Source organism: Nocardia sp. NPDC051981, from assembly GCF_040680715.1.
Lineage (GTDB): Bacteria > Actinomycetota > Actinomycetes > Mycobacteriales > Mycobacteriaceae > Nocardia.
Window position 1 is genome coordinate 270,496 of sequence record NZ_JBFAXK010000002.1, and the last position, 23,397, is coordinate 293,892.

Genomic DNA, 23,397 nt, shown 5'->3' on the forward strand with positions numbered 1-23,397 from the left:
CCCTAGTCCCTGCCTGCGCCCGCAGTGTCCCCCTGCCTAGGCGCCGGCGGTTCTTCCATCAAATGTTGCCGTGGCATTCTTCGAAGGCAAGCTATCGCAATCCGATCACCTGGGGGGATGGATGGGCGGCACTGCCCGAGATCACACACCGCCAACGGTGTCCCCAGCTCCGGGTGCGCGGGCGCAGGCCTCCGCACGCCGGACCCCCTACATCCTACGTCAGGGGTAACGAATCAGCCTCGGACGCAAGATCATTCGCTGAAGGGTCGCTGGCGCCCCCGATCGGCTCCCGGGCAACCGTGCGGGCGGCCCGATTTCACAGCTTTCCCTCAGCACGCAGGCCCTCGCCCGCGCAGTTCAGCACCTACGATGGGCTCCGGATTACCATGGCTAGTGATTGCGCGCCCGCGCGCAGGCTTCCCGCCATGGTGGGGGCTACCGACAACACCGACCAGAGGACTACAAGACCCGTGCCTGCGCTGAGTTTTTCAAGGTTGCTACGGATTGGTGAAGGTCGCACGGTCAAGCGGCTGGCAAGTCTGGCGGACGAGGTCATCGCCCTCGACGAGGAGTACACGGCCCTCACCGACGCCGAGTTGCAGGCCAAGACCGCGGAGTTCCAGCAGCGCTACGCCGACGGCGAAAGCCTCGACGAGCTGCTGCTGGAAGCCTTCGCGACCGCGCGGGAAGCGTCCTGGCGAGTGCTGAACCAGAAGCACTACAAGGTGCAGATCATGGGCGGCGGCGCCCTGCACATCGGCAATGTGGCGGAGATGAAGACCGGTGAGGGCAAGACCCTGACCTGTGTGCTGCCCGCCTACCTCAACGCCATCTCCGGTGAGGGCGTGCACGTCGTCACCGTCAACGACTACCTGGCCAAGCGCGACGCCGAGTGGATGGGCCGCGTGCACCGCTTCCTCGGTCTCGAGGTCGGCGTGATCCTGGGCGGCATGAGCCCGGCCGAGCGCCGCGAGGCGTACGCCGCGGACATCACCTACGGCACCAACAACGAGTTCGGTTTCGACTACCTGCGCGACAACATGACCCACTCGCTGGACGATCTGGTCCAGCGCGGGCACAACTTCGCCATCGTCGACGAGGTCGACTCCATCCTCATCGACGAGGCCCGCACCCCGCTCATCATCTCGGGCCCGGCCGACGCCTCCTCGAAGTGGTACGCGGAGTTCGCGCGCATCGCGCCGCTGCTGAAGAAGGACCTGCACTACGAGGTCGACATCAAGAAGCGCACCATCGGTGTGCACGAGGCGGGCGTGGAATTCGTCGAGGACCAGCTGGGCATCGACAACCTGTACGAGGCGGCCAACTCGCCGCTGGTGAGCTACCTGAACAACGCCATCAAGGCGAAGGAGCTCTACACCAAGGACAAGGACTACATCGTCCGCAGCGGCGAGGTCATCATCGTCGACGAGTTCACCGGCCGAATCCTGGTGGGCCGCCGCTACAACGAGGGCATGCACCAGGCCATCGAGGCCAAGGAGGGCGTGGAGATCCAGCCCGAGAACCAGACGCTGGCCACCATCACGCTGCAGAACTACTTCCGGCTCTACGACAAGCTCTCGGGCATGACCGGTACCGCCGAGACCGAGGCGGCCGAACTGCACCAGACCTACGGCCTGGGTGTGGTGCCGATCCCCACCAACAAGCCGATGGTCCGCCAGGACCAGTCCGACCTGATCTACAAGACCGAAGAGGCCAAGTTCGCCGCGGTCGCCGACGACATCCAGGAGAAGCACGAGCTGGGTCAGCCGGTCCTGGTCGGCACCACCTCGGTCGAGCGCTCGGAGTACCTGTCCAAGCTGCTGACCAAGCGTGGTATCCCGCACAACGTGCTGAACGCCAAGTTCCACGAGCAGGAAGCGCAGATCGTCGCCGAGGCGGGTCGCCCGGGCGCGGTCACCGTCGCCACCAATATGGCCGGCCGTGGTACCGACATCGTGCTGGGCGGCAACCCGGACATCATCGCCGACATCCTGCTGCGCCGGCAGGGCCTGGACCCGGTGGAGACCCCGGACGAGTACGAGGCCCACTGGCACCCGACCCTGGAGCGGGTCAAGGAGCAGGTGGACGAGGACGCCGAGGCGGTCCGCGACGCGGGTGGCCTCTACGTGCTGGGCACCGAGCGGCACGAGTCGCGGCGCATCGACAACCAGCTGCGCGGTCGTTCCGGCCGCCAGGGCGACCCGGGCGAGTCCCGGTTCTACCTGTCGCTGGGTGACGAGCTGATGCGGCGCTTCAACGGCGCCGCGCTCGAGTCGATCATGACCCGGCTGAACCTGCCCGACGATGTGCCGATCGAGGCCAAGATGGTCTCGCGTGCCATCAAGTCCGCGCAGACCCAGGTCGAGCAGCAGAACTTCGAGATCCGCAAGAACGTCCTCAAGTACGACGAGGTCATGAACCAGCAGCGCAAGGTGATCTACGCCGAGCGTGCCCGCATCCTCGAGGGCGAGGACATGGAGGGCCAGGTGCAGGAGATGATCACCGACGTGATCACCGCCTACGTCAATGGCGCCACGGCCGAGGGCTATGTCGAGGACTGGGATCTGGAGAAGCTGTGGGGCGCGCTGAAGACGCTGTACCCCATCGGCATCGACTACAAGGACCTCACCGGCGAGAGCGGCGGCGGCGAGGTGGGCGAGCTGACCCGCGAGGAGCTGCTGGACGCGGTGCTCGAGGACGCGCACGCCGCCTACGACAACCGCGAGTCGGAGATCGACGGCCTCGCGGGCGAGGGCAGCATGCGTAATCTGGAGCGCCAGATCCTGCTGAGCGTCCTGGACCGCAAGTGGCGTGAGCACCTCTACGAGATGGACTACCTCAAGGAGGGCATCGGCCTGCGCGCCATGGCGCAGCGCGACCCGCTGGTCGAGTACCAGCGCGAGGGCTTCGACATGTTCGCGGCCATGCTCGACGGCCTCAAGGAGGAGTCGGTCGGCTTCCTGTTCAACCTCCAGGTCGAGGTGCAGCAGCCGCAGCCGGTCGGCGTGAACGTGGCCGCGGGCCTGCAGTCGCCGGTCGGCAACCGCCCGCTCCCCACCGAGGAGGACGCGGCCGCCAACGGCAATGGCGCTCCGGCGGCCCTGCGCGCCAAGGGCATCGACGAGTCCGGTCCGCGCGGCCTGTCCTACTCCGGTCCGGACGAGGGCGGTCACGCCGCCATCCGCAGCGACCGTGACGAGTACGGCCTCGAGGACGGTCAGGGCGGCACCCGCCGCGAGCGCCGTGAGGCGGCCCGCGCGCAGGGCAAGGCCGACCGCGCCCCGCGCTCCAAGCGCCGCCACTGAGTCAGCGTCGCCACCGCGCGGATCGAAACGCACTGCGCCCCGGGTGTTCACACCCGGGGCGTCGTGTTTTCCGGTCTGGACCAGCGGTTTTCGCGTGGTCATGAAACAGTCACGATCGGTTCGCTGAAATGGGTTCCAGTCCGGTCGCCGTGGGGCGGCCGAGCAGGAAGGAATCACGATCATGCGCAAGACTTTTGCCCTCACCGCCATGGCCCTGGGCATCGCCGGGCTGGGCGCCGCGACCGCGCACGCGGAGACCCTGACGGTCGACGGTAACTACGCCACCGTCGACGCCTGCGCCGCCGACGGCAATGGCGGCCAGTTCCAGGCGGGCGGCGTGCAGCTGCGCGGCGAGGACGGCTGGCAGTGGCGGTGCGATCAGGGCGCCGACGGTCTGTGGTACATGACCATCTTCCGTTGATCGAACGGCCGGTCCCCGGCTCGAACGGAAACCGTGCCCTCGGCGAAATCGCCGGGGGCACTGTCATTTTCGGGAATGAATCAGCGGGCGGATTCCGAAAGAAACGGACAATTCGGACGACCGCAGGGCCGCCCGGGTCGGCGTTCGGTGAAATTTCCTGCCGCGCGGGTGTTTCGGTGGCCCGGCGAGGGGTACTCAGCTCTCTGAGCACGGTCGTTGTGGCCTGCCGCCGATCCGAATCCCATTCGTACCCTTTTCACTTCGCTGGGATCGTAATCAAGGGCATTTTTATCGCGCGAACCGGGTTGCGCGTTAATTGAATTACTCCCCTCAAATTTGTGATGTGCGTCATTCGGGACATTTTGTGCCATTTACTCTGCGGTAGCTTGGTTGCGCTCTATTAGCTGGACTAAATTCCCGAATGTGTGGGAGGACCTGAAGTTTTACGGGCGGGAACGCGAACGGAGCCAGTTGGATCGCGCTCTCGCGGCGGCCCGGGCGGGGCGGGGATCGGCGCTGGTGCTGTACGGCGATCCGGCCATCGGCAAGACCGCGCTGCTGCGCACCGCCGTCGATCGCGCCGCCGATTTCCGGGTGCTGCGCTGTCAGGGCATGAGCACCGAATCCGAACTGAATTTCGCTGCCCTGCACGAACTTCTGCTGCCGGTGGCCGACCGGCTGCCGACGCTGCCCACCGCCCAGTCCCGGGCCCTGGGCGTGGTGCTCGGCCTGCACGCCGGTGCGGCCGACGCCTTCCTGGTCGGCGCCGCCCTGGTGCGGCTGCTGGCGGCGCTCGCGGCCGAGGGCCCACTGCTGCTGGTCGTGGACCAGGCCCGGCTGGTGGATCCGGAGTCGGCGCAGGCGCTCGTGTTCGCCATCCGCCGGCTGGCCGCGGCGCCGGTGACGCTGCTGGTGGCGCTGCGCGACGATCCGGCCGACACGCTCTGGCGGGAACTGCCCGCGCTGCCGGTCACCGGACTGCTCGAGGCCGACGCTCGTCGTCTCGTCGACGAGCGGCACGGCCCGCTGGGCGCGTTGCGGCTGGCCCGGATCCTCGCCGTGGCCGGTGGCAATCCGCTGGCCCTGCACGAATTGCCGGATGTCGTCGGTGATCTCGCGGGCACCGCGCCCGAGCCGATGGCGCTGGGGCCCGGACTGCGCGCGGCCTTCCGCGATCGCGTCGCCGCGCTGCCCGCCGGGGTGCGCGTGCTGCTGACCGTCGCCGCCACCGAGACCCGCGGCGTGCTGGGTATCGTGACCGCCGCCGCGGCGGCCCTCGGCGCCGATGGCGCCGCGTGGGAATTCGCCACGGCCGCAGGCCTGCTCACGGTCGGCGACGGCCGGGTGGAACGGACCCACGCCCTGCTGTGCGCCGCCGTTCACGATGCCGCCACGGCCGCCGAGCGCCGCGTCGCGCAGCTGGCCGTGGCGGACGCGCTGACCGGGCCGGGCACGGCGGATCTGCGCATCTGGCACCGGGCCATGGCCGCCGAGTGCCCCGACGAGGAGCTGGCCGCGGCCTTGACCGCGGCGTCCGCCGGCTCGGATCACGGGCACATGACCGCCGCGGCCATGCTGCGGCAGGCAGCCGCCATCACGCCGGATCCGGAGCGGGCGGGGGAGCGGCTGGCCGCGGCCGGTCGATCCGCCTGGGCGGGCGGCGATATCGCCTCCGCGCGCGGCCTGCTCGATCGCGCCACCGCCCGGCTCGGGCCGGAGCGGGCCGCGGTGGCCGGGCGTGGGCTGGCCGGGCTGCTGGAATTCGTTGCGGGAGAACCGGAGCGGGCGAGCCGGCTGCTGCTGCGCGATGCCGAGCTGGTGGATTCCGAGACGGCCGCGCACCTGCGGATCGACGCCGAACGCGCGCGCTGGGTGGCCGGGCACGGCGTGCTCGACCTGGATCCCACGGAAATGACCGTGCGGGAGGGTATTTCGCGCTTCCACACTATGATCCGGCCGCTGCCGCCGGCACCGCTGGTGCTGCTGTGGGGGCTGGCGGACGCGGCCCTGGAGCCGTTCACCCAGGCGGCGGCGTACCTGCGGGGCAGTTCGGCGCCCGCCGCGGTGTCGCTACTACCCCAGCTGGCGATCATCCAGTTCGCCAATGGCCGGTTCGCGGCCGCCGAGCAGACCCTGGCCGAGGCGTTCGAGCTGGCCGCGGCGGGCGGGGTGGAGAACGTGCTCGCCCAGTGCTGGGCCCTGCGCGCGAAGATCGCCGCGCTGCACGGTGATTCGGATACGGTGCTGGACAGCGCGGACCGGGTGCTGGCGCTGGCGCGGCCGCGCCGGTCGCATGCGCTCATCGCGTCGGCGCACTGGCATCTGGGCTTTCACGCGCTGAGCCTCGGTGATCCGGAGACCGCGTACCTGCGGCTGCGGACCCTGGCCCAGCCTGGGCACGACGCCCAGCATCCCACCTACGCGCGGCTGGCCGCGGTGGAGCTGGTGGAGGCCGCGACCCGGGTCGGCCGGCAGGCCGATGCGCTCGAATATTACGGGGAGATCCGGGATTGGGCGGTGCGGTCCCGCGCGGAGTGGGCGCTCTCGGCCGCCTACACCTGCCGGGCCCTGCTGTGCTCCGGCGATCGGGCCGACCACTACTTCCGGCGTGCGCTGGCCGTCCGGCGCACCCGCCACGATCTGAATCACGTCCGCACCCAGCTGCTCTACGGCAAGTGGCTGCGCCGGGCCCGGCGGCGCGCCGACGCGGCCGAGCAATTGCGCACGGCCGCCGAGGCGTTCGAGGGCATGGGCGCGGCCCCGTGGGTGCTGCGCGCCCGGCAGGAACTCGAGCTGACCGGCCGCCGGGCCGCACCGGTCACCGCGCACGGCGAGACCTCGGTGCTGACGGCGCAGGAGCTGCGGGTCGCGCGGCTGGCGGCGCAGGGCCTGACCAATCGGGAGATCGGGACCGACCTGTTCCTGAGCCCGCGCACGGTGGGCCATCACCTGTCGCGGGTGTTCGGCAAGCTCGGGCTCAGCGGCCGGACCGATCTGGTCGACGTGGATTTCGACAATGGCATGCGAATTGTGCGGCCGCGCTGAAGTTCTCGTATCGGAGTGACACTCCCGGGCGTCATTCCAGGTGGACCGACTCGCCCCAGTAGCGCGGGTCCCAGTTGATGAGGATCATCCCGGCCACGCTGCCCGCACAGCCACCGCAGGCATGCACCTGGATCAGGTTGTCCACATCGGTGTCGCCGGCCAGCACGGCGCGGGTGGAAAGCCACACCGCCCGCAGGTGCAGGGCGGCGGGCTTTCCACAGCGCACGCATTCCGGCAGCGCGCCGTCCGGATCGTTGCGCCCTATCCGGACTTCCGGGGTGACGGGCGCGCCGGGCCCGAGGGCGTCGTCGAGGAGCGGCGAGAATTCCTTGCGCTCACGGTCTTCCACCTCGGCAGGCTAACTATTTCCGGCGGTGTCCGCACCCCGGGCCGCCGGGATCGGCGACCCCCTTCGGCGTCGATCCGGGACGGCATGGGAACCGGCCGGATCGGTTTCCGGGGTCGTGGTGGTGCCCGGGGTGGAGGTGCTACCGGTGGTCAGCACCTCGATGACGTCGGTGAGGATATCCGCCGATCCGGTGGTCGGCGGAAATGCAGCTGATGACGAATGTTCAGCACGCAATCTTCTGGGAATGCAATGGATATCGAATCGGGTGAGTCGCCCGATTTCGGATCGAATTCGCGCAGCATTTTAGCCGACAGTATGCGAATCAAAATCGGTCGCTGTATCGGTCATCGTATCGGTCATCGATGAAAGACTCGGAATCGCATATCTCCCAGGTGATCTCAGCCGATGGGACGGCGGCGACTTCGAGTTTGTCCGGCTCTCGGGCGTCGAGGTAGCTTGCAATGTGCGCGATATCCGGGTGCTCCAGGGGAGGGAGCGAGAACAGGCCGAACTCTCTCGTGTATTGAGCGAGGCGCGCGCCGGTCGCGGCGGGGGATTGCTCTTGTGGGGTGAACCGGGAATCGGAAAAACCGCACTGTTACGCGATGCCGAGCTACGTGCCACCGATTTTCGGGTGGTGACCTGCCGTGGATTTCCCGCCGAATCGGAGCTGGATTTCGGCGCGCTGCACGAACTGCTGCTCTCGCTGATCGATCGGGTCGCCGCGCTGCCCGTCCCGCAGGCGCGGGCCCTGGCCGCGGCCCTCGGCCGGGACGCCGGGCCGGCCGACCGCTTCCTGGTGGGCGCGGCCCTGGTGACTCTGCTGGCGACGGTCGCCCGGGAACGGCCGTTGCTGCTCATCGTCGACGATGCCCAGTGGGTGGACGCCGCGACCGGGCAGGCGCTCACCTTCGCGCTGCGCCGCCTGGGCGCCGACCGGGTGGCGCTGCTGGCCGCGATGCGCGAATGCCCGGCCACCACGATGTGGGAGCCGCTGCCCGTGCTGCCCGTCGCACCGCTGACCGAGGCGCAGGCGCGACGGCTGCTGGCCCTGCGCTCCGGCGGCATCGGCGAGCCGCGCGCGATGCGCATGCTGCGCCTGGCCGACGGCAATCCGCTGGCGCTGCAGGAATTTCCCATCGACTCCGAGGAGGGCGCCGGAATCGGCTGCGGACCGGCGCCTTTCGGCCCGCGGCTGCGTGCCGCCTTCGCCGATCGGCTGGCCGCCCTGGAGCCGCGGGTGCGCACCCTGCTGACCGTGGTGGCCGCGGAGGATCGGGGCACGCTGTGCCCGGTCGCGACGGCCGCGACCGAACTCGGTGTCACCGCGGCGGATTGGGAGTCGGCGGTGGCGGCCGGGCTGCTCACGGTCACCGACGGGCGCGTCGAAATGCGGCACCGTCTGCTCTGCGGCGCGGCCTATGACGCCGCGTCGACGGCCGAGCGCCGCACCGTCCACCTGGCCCTGGCCGATGCCCTGCCCGGCCCCGAGAACGGCGACCTGCGGACCTGGCAGCTGGCCGCCGTCCTCGACGGCTCGAATCCCACGCTGGCACAGTCGCTCGCCGACGGTGCCGAGCGGGTGCGGGCCCGCGCCGGAACGCTGGCCGCGGCCGCGGTGCTGCGCCGTGCCGCGGCCATCACCCCGGACCCGGACACCGCCGGGGTGCGGCTGGCCGGTGCGGCCCGATTCGCCTGGGAGGGCGGTGATATCGAGTCGGTCCAGCGCCTGCTCGCCCTCGCCGAGACCCGCACCACGCCCGCCGCGATCGCCGCGGCCAGCGGCGGCCTGGCCGGCCTGCTGGAATTCGTCACCGGCGATCCGGCCGAGGCGCACATCCTGCTGCTGCGTGATGCCGAGACGATCCGCGCATCCGCCGCGAGGCCGGAAACCGCTGCCGCGGGCCCGGATTCGCCATGGCAGAGCCGCGGCGCCGACCTCGCGGCCGACCTGCGGCTGCTCGCCGACCGGGCGGCCTGGTCGGTGGGCCGCGCCGCGGACCTGCCGCCGGACGGTCAGCTCGACGCGGCCGGGGCCGCGCCCTCACCCATCGCGGCCGCATATCTGCTGCCGCCGGCGGGGCAGTTGCTCGAGTGGGGGCTGGCCGAGCGGGCGCTGGAGCCGTACCTCAGAGTGGCCGGGGGCCTGCGCAATTCGGGCGGCCGGCCGGCCGCGCTCGGCGTGCTGCCGCAACTGGCCGTGGTGCAATTCGCCACCGGACACTGGGAGGCGGGGGAGAGCACCCTGGCCGAGGCGTTCGACCTGGCCGCGGGGGCGGGCGCGGCCAATATCCTCGCCCAGTGCTGGAACCTGCGGGCCCGGCTGGCCGCCCAGCGGGGTGACGCGGACACGGTGGCCGAGAGCGTGGATCGCGCGCTGGCCCTGGCCCGCCCGCACGCGGTGTCGGCGCTGATCGGCGGCGCATACTGGCATCACGGCTTCCACTCGCTGACCGCCGGGGATGCCGAGTCGGCCTATCGCCGCCTGCGCGCGCTCTACCTGCCCGGCCACGAGGCCGCGCATCCCACGCTGGCCCGGCTGGCCACCCTCGACACGGTCGAGGCCGCCTGCCGCGTGGGCCGTTTCGACGAGGCCGCCGAGTACGCGGAGCTGATCGCGGTCTGGACGCGGCGCACCCGAGCCCGCTGGGCGCTGACGACCGCCTACTCCTGCCGGGCACTGCTGGCCGACGAGGATCACGCCGAGCACTACTACCGCCGCGCCCTGGCGGTCGGCGACACCCCGCATACCAGCTTCGGCCGCGCCCGTACCCAGCTGCTCTACGGCAAGTGGCTGCGCCGGGTCCGGCGCCGCCGCGACGCCGCCGAGCAATTGCGCGCCGCCGCCGACGCTTTCGACCTCATCGGCGCCACCGCCTGGGCCGCCCGCACCCGCTCCGAGCTGGACCTCACCGGCACCGGCGCCAAGCCCGGCGCCGGCTCGACACCGCTCACCGGGCAGGAGTCCCAGGTGGCCCGGCTGGCCGCCCAGGGGCTCACCAATCGGGAGATCGGCGCGGAACTGTTCGTCAGCCCGCGCACGGTCGGGCACCACATGTCCCGGATTCTCGAGAAGCTCGGCCTCACCAGCCGTTCCGAGCTGCGGGGCATCGACTTCGACAATGGCATGCGCCTGACGCGCCCGCACTGAGGCGTGGTTCCGGCCGCTGCGAACGCTGACAGCTAATGTCCAGCAGCAATTTTCGGATCAGGTCCGGGTGAGCTCGAACAGCCGGAAACGGCGAGTGCCCGCGCGTCGCTGCTCCATGGCGTAACCCGGCCAGAACTCCAGCGCCCGCCGCCACGCGCGATCCCGCTCGGCGCCCGTCAGCTGCCGCACCTCGACCGGGAACCGTTCCCCGCGGACCAGCAGTTCGGCCCGTTCGGCGCCGCGCAGATTGGCCGACCACGACGGCTGTTCGGGCAGGCCCCAGTTCGACGAGACGACCAGGAAGCGCTTCTCGTCGTACGGATCCGGGACGTAGAGCAGGCTGACCGTGCGCGGCAGGCCGGTGCGGCGGCCGGCCACCGTGAGCTGCAGCGCGGGCAGGCCCGCGACATCGAGTATTCCGTTGCGGCCGTGCGTTACTCGCCGGGTGAAGCGTTCGAGCGCGAACACCGCCGGTGCGATGCGCATGACGGTCCGGCGGCGGGCCAGGCCGCGGCCCAGCCGCGGGAGCGGGTTCCAGCGGGCGGGCGCCTCGGGCCGGCGCCGCCATTCAGCGAATGCCATGCCCCGATTATGTTGCTAGGGCGCCCAGCGCGCCCGATCCCAGTCGTCCTGCCAATCGTGCGCGCCGGCCGGGGACCGGTCGTCCGGATCCGCGGGCGGCAGGGGCTCGTCCTGGTCCCGCGGCCCGGAATCGTCCTGTCCCCGCCCCGATCTATCGGCCTTGTCGGGTGCGGGCCGGACATTGCTGTGCCGCCGCTCATTGGCGTGCTGCAACTCGGGAAGTTCTTCGCTCATGACCATCCCTTCGTGCCGGTTATGCACAAAAGGTATCGAATGGGCGATTTCTCAGCTAACTCAGGGCTAGCTTCAGGCGTCGCTGCTGCCCCGGAACCACGGATCGTTCGAATTGAGGGCGGTGAGCAGGCGGCGGATGGCCGCCACCCGGAGCTCCTTGCCGGGCAGTTCGTCGAGCGCGCACTCCGGGTCGGCGGGCGGGCCCAGGTGGGTGCAGCCGCGCGGGCAGTTCTCGATGGCGTCGGCCAGATCGGAGAACGCCTGGATGACGTCGTCGGGGGTGATGTGCGCCAGGCCGAACGAGCGCACACCGGGCGTGTCGACGACCCAGCCGCCGTCGGGCAGCGGCAGCGCCACCGACTGGGTCGAGGTGTGCCGTCCCTTGCCGACCCCGGACACCTCGCCGACGGCGCGCTCGGCCTCCGGAACCAGCCGGTTCACCAGGGTCGACTTGCCCACCCCGGAGTGCCCGATGAACGCGGTCAGTCTGTCGTCCAGCAGGTCCAGTACCGGCTCCAGCGGATCCTCGATGCCGGCGTAGACGATGGTCAGATCCAAATCCTCGAAGGCTGAGGCGAATTCGGAGTCGGCGGCCAGATCGTGCTTGGTCAGGCACAGAATCGGTTGCAGCCCACCGACATACGCCGCCACCATGGCCCGTTCCACGAATCCGGTACGCGGTGGCGGATCGGCCAGCGCCACCACGATGAACAGCTGCTCGGCATTGGCCACCACCACGCGCTCGAACGGATCGGTGTCATCGGCGGTGCGGCGCAACACCGTTCGCCGATCGACCACCCGCACGATGCGGGCCAGGGTGTCGGGCTTGCCGGACAGGTCGCCGACCACGTCCACCTGGTCGCCGACCACGATCGGCGTGCGGCCGAGCTCGCGCGCCCGCATGGCCGTCAGCGGCCGGTCCGGATCCCCGTCCAGCACGCACCCCCAGCGTCCGCGGTCCACCGAAACCACCATGGCCGCTTCGGCATCCAGGTGCTGCGGCCGGGTCTTGGTGCGCGGACGCGAGCCCTTGCCCGGGCGTACCCGGACATCGGACTCGTCGTACTCGCGGCGCCTCAGTGGTCTGCTCCCGACGAGCCGAGCATGCTGTCCCAGAGTTCGACGAAGTTCGGCAGCGTCTTGGCGGTGGTGCCGATGTCCTCGATCTCCACGCCCGGTGTCACCAGGCCGATGATCGCGCCGGCGGTGGCCATCCGGTGGTCAGCGTAGGAGCGCCACTGCCCGCCGGTGAGCGGGTTGGGCACGATGGCCAGCCCGTCCTCGGTCTCGGTGACCTTGCCGCCCAGCCGGTTGATCTCGGTGGCGAGCGCGGCCAGCCGGTCGGTCTCGTGCCCGCGCAGGTGCGCGATGCCGCGCAGCCGGGACGGCGAATCCGCCAGCGCCGCAAGGGCGGCCACGGTCGGGGTCAGCTCGCCCACGTCGTGCAGGTCGATGTCGATGCCGGCCAGGCGCTCGGGCCCGCGCACGGTGAGCACGCTGTCGAAGAAGCGCGCCTCGGCGCCCATGCGCACCAGGATCTCCCGGATCACATCGCCCGGCTGGGTGGTGAGCCGCGGCCAGTGCGGAATGCTCACCTCGCCGCCGGTGACGGCGGCCGCCGCCAGGAACGGGGTGGCATTGGACAGGTCCGGCTCGACCTCCCAGTCCACCGCCCGGATCGGGCCGGGGGCCACGGTCCAGGTCTGCGCCTTGCGCGGATCGTTGGGCGCGTCCACGCGAACGTCGGCCCGCCGCAGCATCTCCACGGTCATCTCGATGTGCGGCATGGACGGCAGCGCCGCGCCGTCATGGTTCACGGTGACGCCCTGCTCGAACCGCGCCGCCGACAGCAGCAGCCCGGACACGAACTGCGAGGAGCCCGAGGCGTCGATGGTGACCGGCCCGCCGCGCAGCGCGCCCGTGCCGTGCACCACGAAGGGCAGCTGGTTGCCGTCGATGTCGAGGCCCAGTGCGCGCAGCGCGTCCAGGATCGTGCCGAGCGGCCGCACCCGCGCCTGCTCGTCGCCGTCGAAAGCGACATCGCCGCGCGCCAGCGCCGCCACCGGCGGCAGGAAGCGCATGACGGTACCCGCGAGCCCGCAATCGACCATGGCGCTGGTGAATTCGGCGGGCGGGGTGACGGTGAGCGTGTCGCCCTCGCCCTCGATGCCGGTGCCCATGGCCCGCAACGCCGCGATCATGAGGTTGGTATCCCGGCTGCGCAGCGCGCCGGTGATGGTGGACGGCCGATCCGCCAGCGCGGCGAGGATCAGTGCCCGATTGGTAATGGATTTGGACCCGGGCAGGGTCACGGTCGCGTGGACGGGAACTCGGACGTGGGGCGCGGGCCAGAAAGTCACAAGGCCATCTTCGCACTCCCGCCTCCCCGAGCCTTTCCGCCGACCGATAATTCTCGCGGGACTTGCGGTGCGGACCGGCGGTCGGGTGCCGTGCCCGACTGGGCCCGTACCCGATGAGTTACCCCGGACTCACCAGATCAGTTGTTCCGTCGGGCATGGACGAGCCTGGACGTATACGTATATGAGTACGTATACTGGCCGGGTGATCGATCCACTCAGCCTCGTAATCGGTGGCGCGCTCGTTGGCGGCGGCTGGCTCGCGGGCCGATTCGGCTCCCGCCGGGGCAAATCCGGCACCGCGGCCGGCCCGGCCGTCTGCGGCTGCGGCCACGACCTCGCCCTGCACGACCGCGAAGCGGGTCATTGCCACGCCGAGACCTTCCGCAAGACCGGCGTCGGCATCAAGGCCTGGGCGCGCTGCAACTGTCAGCGCTACACCGGTCCCACCCCGCTCGAGGAGTTCTTCGCCCCCACGCCCTTGCCGCCGGCTCCTTGAACGCGAGGGGCGGCTCTCCCTACTTGGCGCGCCCGTGAATCAGCGGCACGATCTTGCGCAGCAGCTTCATCGTCCGGTCGGTGCGGGTGTAGGACAGCAGCGCCATGCCGGGAATCGCGAAGCGCTGCACCGCGATCGAGTGCGGACGCGAGAATTCCAGCAGGCCCGGCGCACCGTGGATGCGGCCGATGCCGGAGTCGCGCACGCCACCGAACGGCAGCCCCGAGATCGCCGCGTAGGACAGCACCGAGTTCACCGAGGTGCAGCCGACCTGGAGGCGCCGGGCGATCTCCATGCCCTGGTTCTTCGAGTACACCGCCGACCCGAGCCCGTACTTGCTCTTGTTGGTCAGCTCCACGGCCTCGTCCACGCCATTGACGGTGCGGATGGTGACGGTCGGCCCGAAGGTCTCCTCGCACACCGCATCCGAGGACTCGTCGACGTCGACCAGCACGACCGGTTCGATGAAGGGCCCCTTGACTGATTCGGGCCCGCCCAGCACGGCCTTGCCGCCGTTCTTCAGCGCGTCGTCGATGTGCCGGCGCACGATGTCGACCTGGCTGGGCATGGTCATCGGACCGTAGGAGGCCTTGGCGTCCGAACCCGGCTTGATGTCGGTGAGGATGCGCTTGACCTCGGCGACGAACTCGTCGGCGACCGACTTGTCCACGTACACCCGCTCCACGCCCGCGCAGGTCTGGCCGGAGTTGGCGGTGGCGCCCCAGGCGACCGCGTCGGCGGCGGCCTTGACGTCGGCGTCCGCGGCCACGATCACCGCGTCCTTACCGCCGCACTCCAGCAGCACCGGGGTGAGGGTCTCGGCGGCGGCGGCCATGATCTTCTTGCCGGTCGCGGTGGACCCGGTGAAGGCCAGCTTGTCGACGCCGGACTTGACCAGCGCCGCACCGGTCGAGCCGTAGCCGTTGATGGTGATGAAGACGCCGTCCGGCAGTTCCGGATTCGCCTCGGCGAACGCCTCGGCCACGAAATTGCCGATGCCGGTGGAGAATTCGCTCGGCTTGAAGACCACGCAGTTGCCGGCGGCCAGCGCGTAGGCGATGGAGCCGTTCGGGGTGTAGATCGGGTAGTTCCACGGCCCGATCACGCCGACCACGCCGAGCGGGCGGTATTCCAGGTGGGCGGCGAAATTGGCCATGAACGCGCCGGGCGCGACCTTCTTGGGCTTGAGCACCTTCTCGGCATTGGAGGCGGCCCACTTGATGTGCTCGAGGGCCAGCATGAGCTCGAGGAAGGCGTCGTCGAGGGGCTTGCCGTTCTCGGCGTGGATGAGCTTGCTGAGCTCGTCGGACTTCTCGACCAGCTTGCTGCCCCAGCGCAGAATGTGCTTCTTGCGTTCGGCGTAGGTCAGCGCGCCCCAGGTGGCGGCGGCGGTCCGGGCCTTGGCGACGGCCGCGCGCACCGCCGCCTCATCATCGATCTTGTAGGTGGCGAGGGCCTCGCCGGTGGCAGGGTTGACCGAAGTCAGCGTGTCGGCCTGATCGAGCGGGGCGGTTTCGGTTGCAGTCATGATTGGCGGCGTCCCTTGATGAGAGTGTGATGAGACGAACGTCTCATACCGTCCAAGTGATGTCAATTGCCATCACATCGCGGGCGATTCACTTCTGGTGACTGTCGGCACCCGATGGCAGCATGGTCGTCATGTGCGGTAGATACGCGACCACGACGAATCCCGCGAAGCTGGCCGTCGAGCTCGACGCTATCGACGAGACCGGCGACAAGGGCTTCGATCCGAATTACAACGTGGCCCCCACCAATCAGGTGCTCACGGTTGTCGAACGCCACGACCGCGACCACCCGGAGGACCCGGCCACCCTGCGCATCCGGGCCATGCGCTGGGGCCTGATCCCGCCCTGGACCAAGGCCGCCGAGCCCGGGATCCCGGTGAAGGGCAAACCGCTGTTCAATGCCCGCGCCGACAAGGCCGCCACCACCGCTTCCTTCCGTGATGCGGTGAAGAAGCGCCGCTGCCTGGTGCCCATGGACGGCTGGTACGAGTGGGTCACCGAGGCCGATGCGCTCGGAAAGGCCGTCAAGCGACCGTATTTCATGTCCCGCGCCGACGGGGGACGCCTCTATATGGCGGGTCTCTGGTCGGTGTGGCGTGACCGCAGCCAGGGCGACGAGGCGCAGCCCCTGCTCTCCTGCGCGATCCTGACCACCGATGCGGTCGGTGATCTGACCGAGGTCCACGACCGCATGCCCCTGCCGATGCCGCGCGAGCACTGGGACGCGTGGCTGGACCCCGACCACCCCGCGCCCGAATCGCTGTTTGAAACGCCTTACCCCGCAGCGGTTTCGGACATTCTGGTGCGCGAAGTGCCGTCGCTGGTCAACAGCGTCAAGAACAACGGCCCCGAACTGCTGGCGCAGGTGGACGAGCAGGCCGGTCAGATCAGCCTGATCTGAACTCTTCCTTCCTGTTCCGACACCGTGCCCCGCCGCGGAACGCAGCGGGGCACGGGAGCTCCGAGGGTTCGTCTCAACCGCACTTCACGGTCGGCAGCCCGATATTGAGCGTGCACTTCAGAGTGTCGGCCATCGAGTCGATCATCCTGGTGATGATGTTGCCGCCGAGCTTCTCCGCCTTGTCGATGCGCTCGTCCTTCTTCGGCTGCGGCTGCTGTCCGCCGCCCGGGTCGGGGAAGCTCGGATTGACCGGAGCGGCGTGCACTGGCGCGGCCGTCGCGAGCGCGATCGTCAGCGGGGCGGATCCCAGTGCCAGTACCAGCGCTCCGGCGGCGACGGCCGTGCGAATTCGCCGATGGTGAGACATAGACCGCATCACATCCTCGGGTTCGTATAGGACCTTGCGGACAAAAGGTTCACAACAAGCTCACTGCGCGCTCCCAAGTAACTCACAGAAATTCGGGCGAATTGTGAAAGGGCAATGCCCCCGCCGCGTCTCCGCGTCGGGGGCATTGCCGATTCGATCGTCGTCCGGCCGATCAGACCGCCGCGGCGTCCGCCGCCTCGACGGCTTCCTTTCCGGCCTGGATGCCACCCGCGCTGCGCAGCGGCACCTCCTTCCAGAACAGCACCAGGATGAATCCGAGCAGCGCCACGAAGGTGGCCGACAGGAACACCCGGTCCATGGACTTGGCGAAGCCCTCCTTGAAGGGGTGCGCCAGCGTCGGGTTCAGCTGCTGGATCACCGAGCTGTCGTTGAGCACCTGGCCCACGACCGCGGGCGCGGTCTCCTGGTTCGACAGGCCGAGGACGACCTTCTTGTCGACCGAGTCGGGGCCCTTCACCGCGTTCGTGGCGGCCTGCGTGTAGGCATGGTCGCCCCGGACACTCTCCAGCGAGGTGGTGATGTTCGGAGCCAGCTGGGTGAACAGCACCGACAGGAACACCGCCACGCCCAGCGTGCCGCCGATCTGCCGGAAGAAGGTCGCGGCCGCGGTGGACACGCCCATGTCCTTGGGCGGCAGCGCGTTCTGCAGCGCCAGGGTCAGCGGCTGCATCAGGTTGCCGAGGCCGAAGCCGGTGATGGCCATGAAGATCATGACGACCCACAGCTCGGTGTCGGCCGACACCAGGTGCAGCAGGAACAGGCCCGAGGTCAGCAGCGCCGCGCCCACCGGCGGGAAGTACTTGTACCGTCCGGTCTTCGCGATCAGCTGGCCGGCCAGGATGGAGCCGGTCATCATGCCCGCCACCAGCGGCAGCATCAGCAGGCCCGCCTTGGTCGGGCTCGCGCCCTGCACCACCTGCAGGTACTGCGGCAGCAGGGTGATGCCGCCGAACATGGCCGCACCCACCACCACCGAGATGACCACGCCGAGGGCGAAGGTGGAGTTCTTGAACATGCGCAGCGGGATCAGCGCCGCGTCGCCCTGCTTGGCCTCGACCGCGATGAACGACAGCACGCCGATCGCGCCCAGCGCGTAGCAGAGGATGGCATGACTGCTGGTCCAGCCCCATTCGCGGCCCTGCTCGGCGACCACCAGCAGTGGCACCAGGCCGACGATCAGCGCCGAGATGCCCATCCAGTCGATCGGCACCTTGGTGACGGGGCGCTTGGGCAGCTTGAGCACGCGGGTCACCACGGCCAGCGCGATGATGCCGACCGGCACGTTCACCAGGAACACCCAGCGCCAGCCGGTGACACCCAGGATCTGGTCGGTGCCCGACAGGATGCCGCCGACGACCGGGCCGACCACGCTGGAGGTGCCGAACACGGCCAGGAAGTAGCCCTGGTAGCGGGCGCGCTCCCGCGGGGACACGATGTCGCCCATGATGGTCAGCGCCAGCGACATCAGACCGCCCGCGCCCAGTCCCTGGAAGGCCCGGAAGGCGGCCAGCTCGTACATGGAGGTCGCCATGGAACAGGCCAGTGAGCCGACCACGAAGATGGAGATGGCGGCCAGGTAGAACGGCTTGCGGCCGTACATGTCCGAGAGCTTGCCGTAGAGCGGCGTCGCCAGGGTCGAGGTGATCAGGTAGGCGGTGGTCACCCACGCCTGCGCCGAATAGCCGTGCAGCTCATCGGCGATGGTGCGGATGGAGGTCGACACGATGGTCTGATCCAGGGCCGCCAGCAGCATGCCCATGATCAGGCCGCTCATGATGACCAGGATCTGCTTGTGGGTGAAGCCGGCCGAATTGATCTCCGGCTCCGCCGCTTCCGTTTGGGTAGTCACGAATTGCTCTCCGCGGGTGCGTAATAGGACTGAAGGTCTTTGTGGGCCGCGATATCGGCCAGCATGCGCTGCCGGGTCTCCTCGTAGCCGTCGACGAAGCGCCGCAGCAGGGCGGCGAAGGTCTCCCGTTCATCGGGATCCCAGCCGACCAGCATCTGGCGCAGCGAGTCGTTGCGGCGGGCCCGGATCTGGGCGGCCACGGTGCGGCCGGTGTCGGTCACGTCGAGGACGCTGACCCGGCCGTCGGCCGGATCCGCGCGGCGCTCGATGAGTCCGCGCTTGACCAGGCTCGCGACCTGCCGGCTGATGGTCGAGGCGTCGGAATAGAGGGCCTCGGCCAGCGCACCCGAGCGTTTCGGGCCGTCGTGGATCAGCTGGAACAGGATGCTGAACGCGGCCGGTTCGATCTCGCCCTGGGTCATGGACGCGACCTGCGCATTGGTGCGGTCACGCAATTTGGTGAGCCGGGCGATCTCGTAGGCGATGGCGTCGACAAGGCCGTCGTCGATGTCGGTGGGGGTAATCGCCGGGTCATCGTCGGTCACGGTCGGTCTCACCTCCTTGCGTCGGTCAACTGCTTGTATGAGTCAACTAGTTGTACGGCGCAAGTATTCCGACGTAGTTGTCCCTTGGCAAGCTTTTTCCGGAGGTTGTGTCTCCGCTCACGGGAGAATCGGACAATTCGCCCCTATGGGGCAGGTCAGGCCACCGCGACCGCGGCCGTCACCGCTCCCGTGAGCCGGACCAGATCCGCCGGGGCGAGCTCGATCTCCAGCCCGCGCTTACCCGCGCTGCACAGCACCCGATCCCACTCCAGCGCCGACTCTTCGATGACGGTCGGCAGCCGCTTCTTCTGCCCCAGCGGCGAAATCCCGCCCAGCACATACCCGGTCGTCCGCTCCGCCTTGGCCTTGTCGGCCATGGCGGCCTTGCCGCCGCCCAGCGCCGCGGCCGCCGCCTTCAGCGACAGCGTGGTCGGCACCGGCAGTACCGCCACCGCCAGCCCGCCCGACCCCAGCTCGATCACCAGCGTCTTGAAGATCTGCCCGGCGGTAACCCCGAGCTCGCCCGCGAGCGCCTCCACCGCCTCCGCCCCGTACGAATCACTGCGCGGGTCATGGGTATACGCGTGCACCCGGTGGTCCACCTTCGCCTGCATCAGAGCCTTGATCGCCGGGGTCGGAGCTGCAGCCATGGGCTCACCCTATCCAGCGGACGCAACCGGATTTCCGGTGCTGGGAACAGGGTGAGCGCCACACCTGTTGCACGCGGTACGCGCTTCGCAGCAACCGCAGGGCCCACGGTTCGCGGGCGCACGCATCCCATTCATCCAAGGAGGAGTCGGTGACCGTTTTGGTCGAAGAGCCCCCGGTGCGGACCGGGCCGCTGCTGTTCCGCAGGGGAGCCGCCGACGTCGCGCCCCCGGCCGGTTTCCTGGCCGAATCCCTGTTCGCGGTAGATTCAATTGCTACGGCGATCGAAGGGATTAGCGTGACGAGCGACGACGACATGGTCGATCGCCAGCGTGATGACGACGCGGACAGCGAGCGCATCGACGCCGGCGACGATCAAGCGGTCGACTATGACGAGGTGAGCGAATCCGGTGCCAGGAGTACCGAATCCGCGGCGGAACTGGCCGCGCGATTCGAGCGTGACGCGCTCCCGCTGCTGGACCAGCTCTACGGGGCGGCGTTGCGCATGACTCGCAACCCGGCCGATGCCGAGGATCTGGTGCAGGAGACCTTCGCCAAGGCCTACCAGGGGTTCCGCTCGTTCCGCGAGGGCACCAACCTGCGGGCGTGGCTGTACCGCATCCTCACCAATACCTACATCAACTCGTATCGGAAGAAGCAGCGCCAGCCCGCGCAGTATCCGACCGACGAGATCACCGACTGGCAGCTGGCCTCCACCGCCGAGCACACCTCCACCGGTCTGCGCTCCGCGGAGATGGAAGCCCTCGAGGCGCTGCCGGACGACGACATCAAGGCCGCTCTGCAGTCGCTTCCCGAGGAGTTCCGGATGGCGGTGTACTACGCCGACGTGGAGGGCTTCCCTTACAAGGAAATCGCCGAGATCATGGGAACTCCCATCGGTACCGTCATGTCCCGTCTGCACCGTGGCCGCAAGCAGCTCAAGGGCCTGCTCGCCGACGTGGCGCGGGAACGTGGATTCAATCGGTCGGGCAGCGATGCGGCGCGTGAGGAGGTAACCCAGTGAGCGACGAGATGGAAGAACTGGACTGCTCGGCGGTGCTCGCCGATGTCTGGCTGCTCCTGGACAACGAGTGCGACGACACCGTGAAGGCACGGTTGCGTGAGCACATCGACCGTTGCTCGCCGTGCATCGAGGCCTATGGCCTGGAGGAGAAGCTGAAGTCGCTGCTGAATCGCAAATGCGGCGGCGACCGCGCACCGGATTCCCTGCGCCAGCGCCTGACGATGGAGATCCGGACCAGCTACACGCATGTTGAAACGCGTGTCGTTACGGAGCCGGAGAACTGATTTGGTGGCGACCCGGGTAACTCACCGGGTACGTCCAAAATAGGTTCGGCACTTGACCGCCGGCACGGGTGCGAGAGTCGGAACGGCAACCGGCTGTCCGCTGAAGTCCCGGAGAGGCGGAACTGAGCGGCACCCTTCCCGATGGGAAGTGGTGCCGCTCAGCAGTTTTCGAGCTTTTCGCTACGGCTCAGGCGTTCGGCCGCTTGCCGTGGTTGGCGGCACTCTTCTTGCGGCCACGCTTCTTACGTCCACGCTTACCCATAGGTAATCTCCCTTCAGTCGGCCGCCATTCTGTCATGTGTGGTTGGCTGTACCTTCAGGGGCTACGGGTCAACGCGAACGCGAGAGGTGTACATGGCTGAGGAAGTGAAGGCCGAGATGGTATCGACTGTGCTGAACATCGAGGTCGCTGTCGGCGACAAGGTCGGCGTCGACCAGACCCTGGTCCTGCTGGAGTCGATGAAGATGGAGATCCCGGTCATCTCCGAGATCGAGGGCACCGTCGCCTCCATCCACGTCAGCCCCGGCCAGGTGCTGCAGCAGGGTGACCTGATCGCCGTCATCTCCTGAGCGACGAGCTCCCGACCTGCTCCTGACGCGCCCTTGCCGTGTCCCGTGGGAACATACACGCGACGTGGGAACAGAGGAGCGTGGGTGAATGTCGACACTGAGTGAGCTACTGGCCGAGCACACCGATCTACCGGGTGCGGCCGTCGACCATTTGCAGCGGGTGGTGGGGGACTGGCAGTTGCTGGCGGATCTGTCCTTCGCGGATCTGCTGCTCTGGGTGGGCACGGGCCCGGTCAGTGCCGGCGCGGAGGTGGTGTGCGTCGCTCAGTGCCGCCCCACCACCGCGCCCACCGTGCACCTCGAGGATCTGGTCGGCACCCTCGCCACCAAGGAGGCGAATCCGCAGGTGTTCGAGGCCCTGCTGACCGCCGACATCGCTCGTACCGAAACCGATACCGCCCTCACCGGCGTCTATCACCCGCATCCCGTGCACGCCATGCGCGAGGCGATTCCGGTCCGGGTCGGTGACGACATCATCGCCGTGCTCGGCCGCGACACCGATACCCAGCGTCGCAAGATGCGCTCCAGCCTCGAGATCGCCTACATGTCCTGCGCGGACGACCTGTGCCAGATGGTCGCCGACGGCACCTGGCCCGCGCTCGAGGACCGCACCGGCGCGCACTCCAGCCCCCGCGCGGGCGACGGTTTCATCCGCCTCGACACCGAGGGCACCGTCGTCTACGCCAGCCCCAATGCCCTGTCGGCCTATCACCGCATGGGTTTGCAGAACGACCTGGTCGGCCAGGATCTGGCGCTGACCACCCGCTCGCTGATCACCGATCCGTTCGACGCGCAGGAAGTCGTCGGCGACATCCAGGCGGCCCTGGCCGGAAAGGCCGGGCGCCGAATGGAAGTCGAGGCGCGCGGGGCGACCGTGCTGCTGCGCACCCTGGTGCTGCGCCCGCACGGGGAACTCGCCGGGGCCGCGGTGCTGGTCCGCGATGTCACCGAGGTGAAGCGGCGCGACCGCGCGCTGCTGTCCAAGGACGCGACGATTCGCGAGATCCACCACCGGGTGAAGAACAACCTCCAGACGGTGGCCGCGCTGTTGCGGCTGCAGGCCCGCCGCACCGAGAACGAGGAGGCCCGCCTGGCCCTGACCGAATCGGTCCGCCGGGTCACCTCGATCGCCTCGGTGCACGAAATGCTGTCCATGTCGGTTGACGAAGAGGTCGATCTGGACGAGGTGGTGGATCGCCTGCTGCCGATCATGGCCGATGTGGCGACCGTGCACACCGCCCGCATCAAGGTGCGCCGGGCCGGATCGCTCGGCGTCTTCTCCGCAGAACGGGCGACGCCGCTGGTCATGGTGTTGACCGAGCTGGTGCAGAACGCCATCGAGCATGCCTTCGATGCCGGTGAGAACGGTACTGTCACAATCCGTTCCGAGCGTTCGGCGCGCTGGCTCGATGTCATCATCAGCGACGACGGCCGCGGCCTGCCCGACGGATTCAGCCTGGAAGCTTCCGACCGGTTGGGTCTCCAAATCGTCCGCACTCTCGTGACGGCGGAATTGGGCGGGTCCATCGGACTTCATCCCGGCGCCGATGTCGGCACGGACGCGGTGCTGCGAGTTCCCCTCGGCCGTCGCTCCGCCCGCTGAAACATATTGCGCGGCGCGCGAGTCCGGGCGTAGGGAAAATCTGCGGCTTATCCGCCTCTCCGCGCCTTTTGCCGATGAGTGGGCGCCCAACCATTCGCGTCGCGGACCGGCGGCCG

General features: G+C 69.1%; 20 protein-coding genes. 10 read left to right on the forward strand and 10 right to left on the reverse strand.

The features are described from left to right. Window positions 1–470: 470 nt before the first annotated feature. From secA to AB0L60_RS05190, 3 genes are all read left to right on the forward strand, one after another. Entirely contained in the window at window positions 471–3,305 is a 2,835-nt protein-coding gene (gene secA, locus AB0L60_RS05180) for a preprotein translocase subunit SecA (protein WP_364607510.1), read from the forward strand. 181 nt (window positions 3,306–3,486) lie between these two features. Beyond that, the gene (locus AB0L60_RS05185; protein WP_354833969.1) at window positions 3,487–3,726 is read left to right on the forward strand and encodes a hypothetical protein; all 240 of its coding nucleotides are present in this window, start codon (window positions 3,487–3,489) and stop codon (window positions 3,724–3,726) included. Window positions 3,727–4,149: 423 nt separating this feature from the next. Then, window positions 4,150–6,771: an AAA family ATPase gene (locus tag AB0L60_RS05190; RefSeq protein ID WP_364607514.1), complete on the forward strand. Its 2,622-nt coding sequence runs from the start codon at window positions 4,150–4,152 to the stop codon at window positions 6,769–6,771. A gap of 31 nt (window positions 6,772–6,802) precedes the next feature. Here AB0L60_RS05190 and AB0L60_RS05195 read toward each other — a convergent pair whose 3' ends face one another. Next, entirely contained in the window at window positions 6,803–7,120 is a 318-nt protein-coding gene (locus tag AB0L60_RS05195) for a hypothetical protein (RefSeq protein ID WP_364607517.1), read from the reverse strand. Window positions 7,121–7,598: 478 nt separating this feature from the next. Between AB0L60_RS05195 and AB0L60_RS05200 the strand changes: the two genes are divergently transcribed. Continuing rightward, a complete protein-coding gene (locus AB0L60_RS05200) occupies window positions 7,599–10,271 on the forward strand; it encodes an AAA family ATPase (RefSeq protein ID WP_364608530.1) in 2,673 nt (890 codons plus the stop codon). Window positions 10,272–10,328: 57 nt separating this feature from the next. Here AB0L60_RS05200 and AB0L60_RS05205 read toward each other — a convergent pair whose 3' ends face one another. The 4 genes from AB0L60_RS05205 to aroA form a co-directional block, all read right to left on the reverse strand. Beyond that, window positions 10,329–10,853, reverse strand: a complete 525-nt coding sequence (locus AB0L60_RS05205; RefSeq protein ID WP_364607520.1) for a nitroreductase family deazaflavin-dependent oxidoreductase — start codon at window positions 10,851–10,853, stop codon at window positions 10,329–10,331. A 15-nt stretch (window positions 10,854–10,868) separates the two neighbouring features. Beyond that, window positions 10,869–11,087 carry a hypothetical protein gene (locus AB0L60_RS05210; RefSeq protein WP_364607523.1) on the reverse strand — a complete coding sequence of 73 codons (219 nt, stop codon included), beginning with the start codon at window positions 11,085–11,087 and terminating at the stop codon, window positions 10,869–10,871. A gap of 72 nt (window positions 11,088–11,159) precedes the next feature. Beyond that, complete coding sequence (gene rsgA, locus AB0L60_RS05215; protein WP_364608533.1) at window positions 11,160–12,203, reverse strand: ribosome small subunit-dependent GTPase A; 1,044 nt, start codon at window positions 12,201–12,203, stop codon at window positions 11,160–11,162. Continuing rightward, the gene (aroA, locus tag AB0L60_RS05220) at window positions 12,164–13,447 is read right to left on the reverse strand and encodes a 3-phosphoshikimate 1-carboxyvinyltransferase (protein WP_364607526.1); all 1,284 of its coding nucleotides are present in this window, start codon (window positions 13,445–13,447) and stop codon (window positions 12,164–12,166) included. Before aroA ends, rsgA begins: the two co-directional genes overlap by 40 nt. A gap of 202 nt (window positions 13,448–13,649) precedes the next feature. Between aroA and AB0L60_RS05225 the strand changes: the two genes are divergently transcribed. Then, a complete protein-coding gene (locus tag AB0L60_RS05225) occupies window positions 13,650–13,943 on the forward strand; it encodes a hypothetical protein (RefSeq protein ID WP_364607529.1) in 294 nt (97 codons plus the stop codon). Window positions 13,944–13,962: 19 nt separating this feature from the next. On the opposite strand, the gene AB0L60_RS05230 is transcribed toward AB0L60_RS05225, so the two are convergent. Next, window positions 13,963–15,471: an aldehyde dehydrogenase family protein gene (locus AB0L60_RS05230; RefSeq protein ID WP_364607532.1), complete on the reverse strand. Its 1,509-nt coding sequence runs from the start codon at window positions 15,469–15,471 to the stop codon at window positions 13,963–13,965. A gap of 131 nt (window positions 15,472–15,602) precedes the next feature. On the opposite strand from AB0L60_RS05230, the gene AB0L60_RS05235 reads away from it, so the two are divergent. Further along, window positions 15,603–16,370: an SOS response-associated peptidase gene (locus tag AB0L60_RS05235; protein WP_364607535.1), complete on the forward strand. Its 768-nt coding sequence runs from the start codon at window positions 15,603–15,605 to the stop codon at window positions 16,368–16,370. A gap of 73 nt (window positions 16,371–16,443) precedes the next feature. On the opposite strand, the gene AB0L60_RS05240 is transcribed toward AB0L60_RS05235, so the two are convergent. From AB0L60_RS05240 to ybaK, 4 genes are all read right to left on the reverse strand, one after another. Continuing rightward, on the reverse strand, window positions 16,444–16,737 hold the full coding sequence (locus tag AB0L60_RS05240; protein ID WP_364607538.1) for a hypothetical protein: 294 nt from the start codon (window positions 16,735–16,737) through the stop codon (window positions 16,444–16,446). Between the two features lie 172 nt (window positions 16,738–16,909). Beyond that, entirely contained in the window at window positions 16,910–18,607 is a 1,698-nt protein-coding gene (locus tag AB0L60_RS05245) for an MDR family MFS transporter (protein WP_364607541.1), read from the reverse strand. Continuing rightward, a complete protein-coding gene (locus AB0L60_RS05250; RefSeq protein ID WP_364607544.1) occupies window positions 18,604–19,152 on the reverse strand; it encodes a MarR family winged helix-turn-helix transcriptional regulator in 549 nt (182 codons plus the stop codon). The genes AB0L60_RS05245 and AB0L60_RS05250 overlap by 4 nt, the downstream gene beginning before the upstream one ends. Window positions 19,153–19,307: 155 nt before the next feature. Beyond that, the gene (gene ybaK / locus AB0L60_RS05255; protein WP_364607547.1) at window positions 19,308–19,802 is read right to left on the reverse strand and encodes a Cys-tRNA(Pro) deacylase; all 495 of its coding nucleotides are present in this window, start codon (window positions 19,800–19,802) and stop codon (window positions 19,308–19,310) included. Window positions 19,803–20,092: 290 nt separating this feature from the next. Here ybaK and AB0L60_RS05260 point away from each other — a divergent pair, with 290 nt between their 5' ends. The 4 genes from AB0L60_RS05260 to AB0L60_RS05275 all read left to right on the forward strand — a co-directional run bounded on the left by AB0L60_RS05260 (window position 20,093) and on the right by AB0L60_RS05275 (window position 23,281). Then, window positions 20,093–20,824, forward strand: a complete 732-nt coding sequence (locus AB0L60_RS05260) for a sigma-70 family RNA polymerase sigma factor (RefSeq protein WP_354834144.1) — start codon at window positions 20,093–20,095, stop codon at window positions 20,822–20,824. 8 nt (window positions 20,825–20,832) lie between these two features. After that, window positions 20,833–21,108, forward strand: a complete 276-nt coding sequence (gene rsrA, locus AB0L60_RS05265; protein WP_354834147.1) for a mycothiol system anti-sigma-R factor — start codon at window positions 20,833–20,835, stop codon at window positions 21,106–21,108. Between the two features lie 354 nt (window positions 21,109–21,462). Beyond that, entirely contained in the window at window positions 21,463–21,678 is a 216-nt protein-coding gene (locus AB0L60_RS05270; RefSeq protein WP_364607552.1) for a biotin/lipoyl-binding carrier protein, read from the forward strand. 88 nt (window positions 21,679–21,766) lie between these two features. Then, entirely contained in the window at window positions 21,767–23,281 is a 1,515-nt protein-coding gene (locus AB0L60_RS05275) for a histidine kinase N-terminal domain-containing protein (protein ID WP_357002128.1), read from the forward strand. Window positions 23,282–23,397: the final 116 nt, after the last annotated feature.

Excerpts from the sequence above, each read along its gene's own strand:
- AB0L60_RS05185 (WP_354833969.1), top strand. The coding sequence starts at position 3,487 with ATGCGCAAGACTTTTGCCCTCACCGCCATGGCCCTGGGCATCGCCGGG.
- AB0L60_RS05205 (WP_364607520.1), bottom strand. The coding sequence starts at position 10,853 with ATGGCATTCGCTGAATGGCGGCGCCGGCCCGAGGCGCCCGCCCGCTGG.
- AB0L60_RS05210 (WP_364607523.1), bottom strand. The coding sequence starts at position 11,087 with ATGAGCGAAGAACTTCCCGAGTTGCAGCACGCCAATGAGCGGCGGCAC.
- AB0L60_RS05230 (WP_364607532.1), bottom strand. The coding sequence starts at position 15,471 with ATGACTGCAACCGAAACCGCCCCGCTCGATCAGGCCGACACGCTGACT.
- AB0L60_RS05235 (WP_364607535.1), top strand. The coding sequence starts at position 15,603 with ATGTGCGGTAGATACGCGACCACGACGAATCCCGCGAAGCTGGCCGTC.
- AB0L60_RS05240 (WP_364607538.1), bottom strand. The coding sequence starts at position 16,737 with ATGTCTCACCATCGGCGAATTCGCACGGCCGTCGCCGCCGGAGCGCTG.
- ybaK (WP_364607547.1), bottom strand. The coding sequence starts at position 19,802 with ATGGCTGCAGCTCCGACCCCGGCGATCAAGGCTCTGATGCAGGCGAAG.
- rsrA (WP_354834147.1), top strand. The coding sequence starts at position 20,833 with ATGGAAGAACTGGACTGCTCGGCGGTGCTCGCCGATGTCTGGCTGCTC.
- AB0L60_RS05270 (WP_364607552.1), top strand. The coding sequence starts at position 21,463 with ATGGCTGAGGAAGTGAAGGCCGAGATGGTATCGACTGTGCTGAACATC.
- AB0L60_RS05275 (WP_357002128.1), top strand. The coding sequence starts at position 21,767 with ATGTCGACACTGAGTGAGCTACTGGCCGAGCACACCGATCTACCGGGT.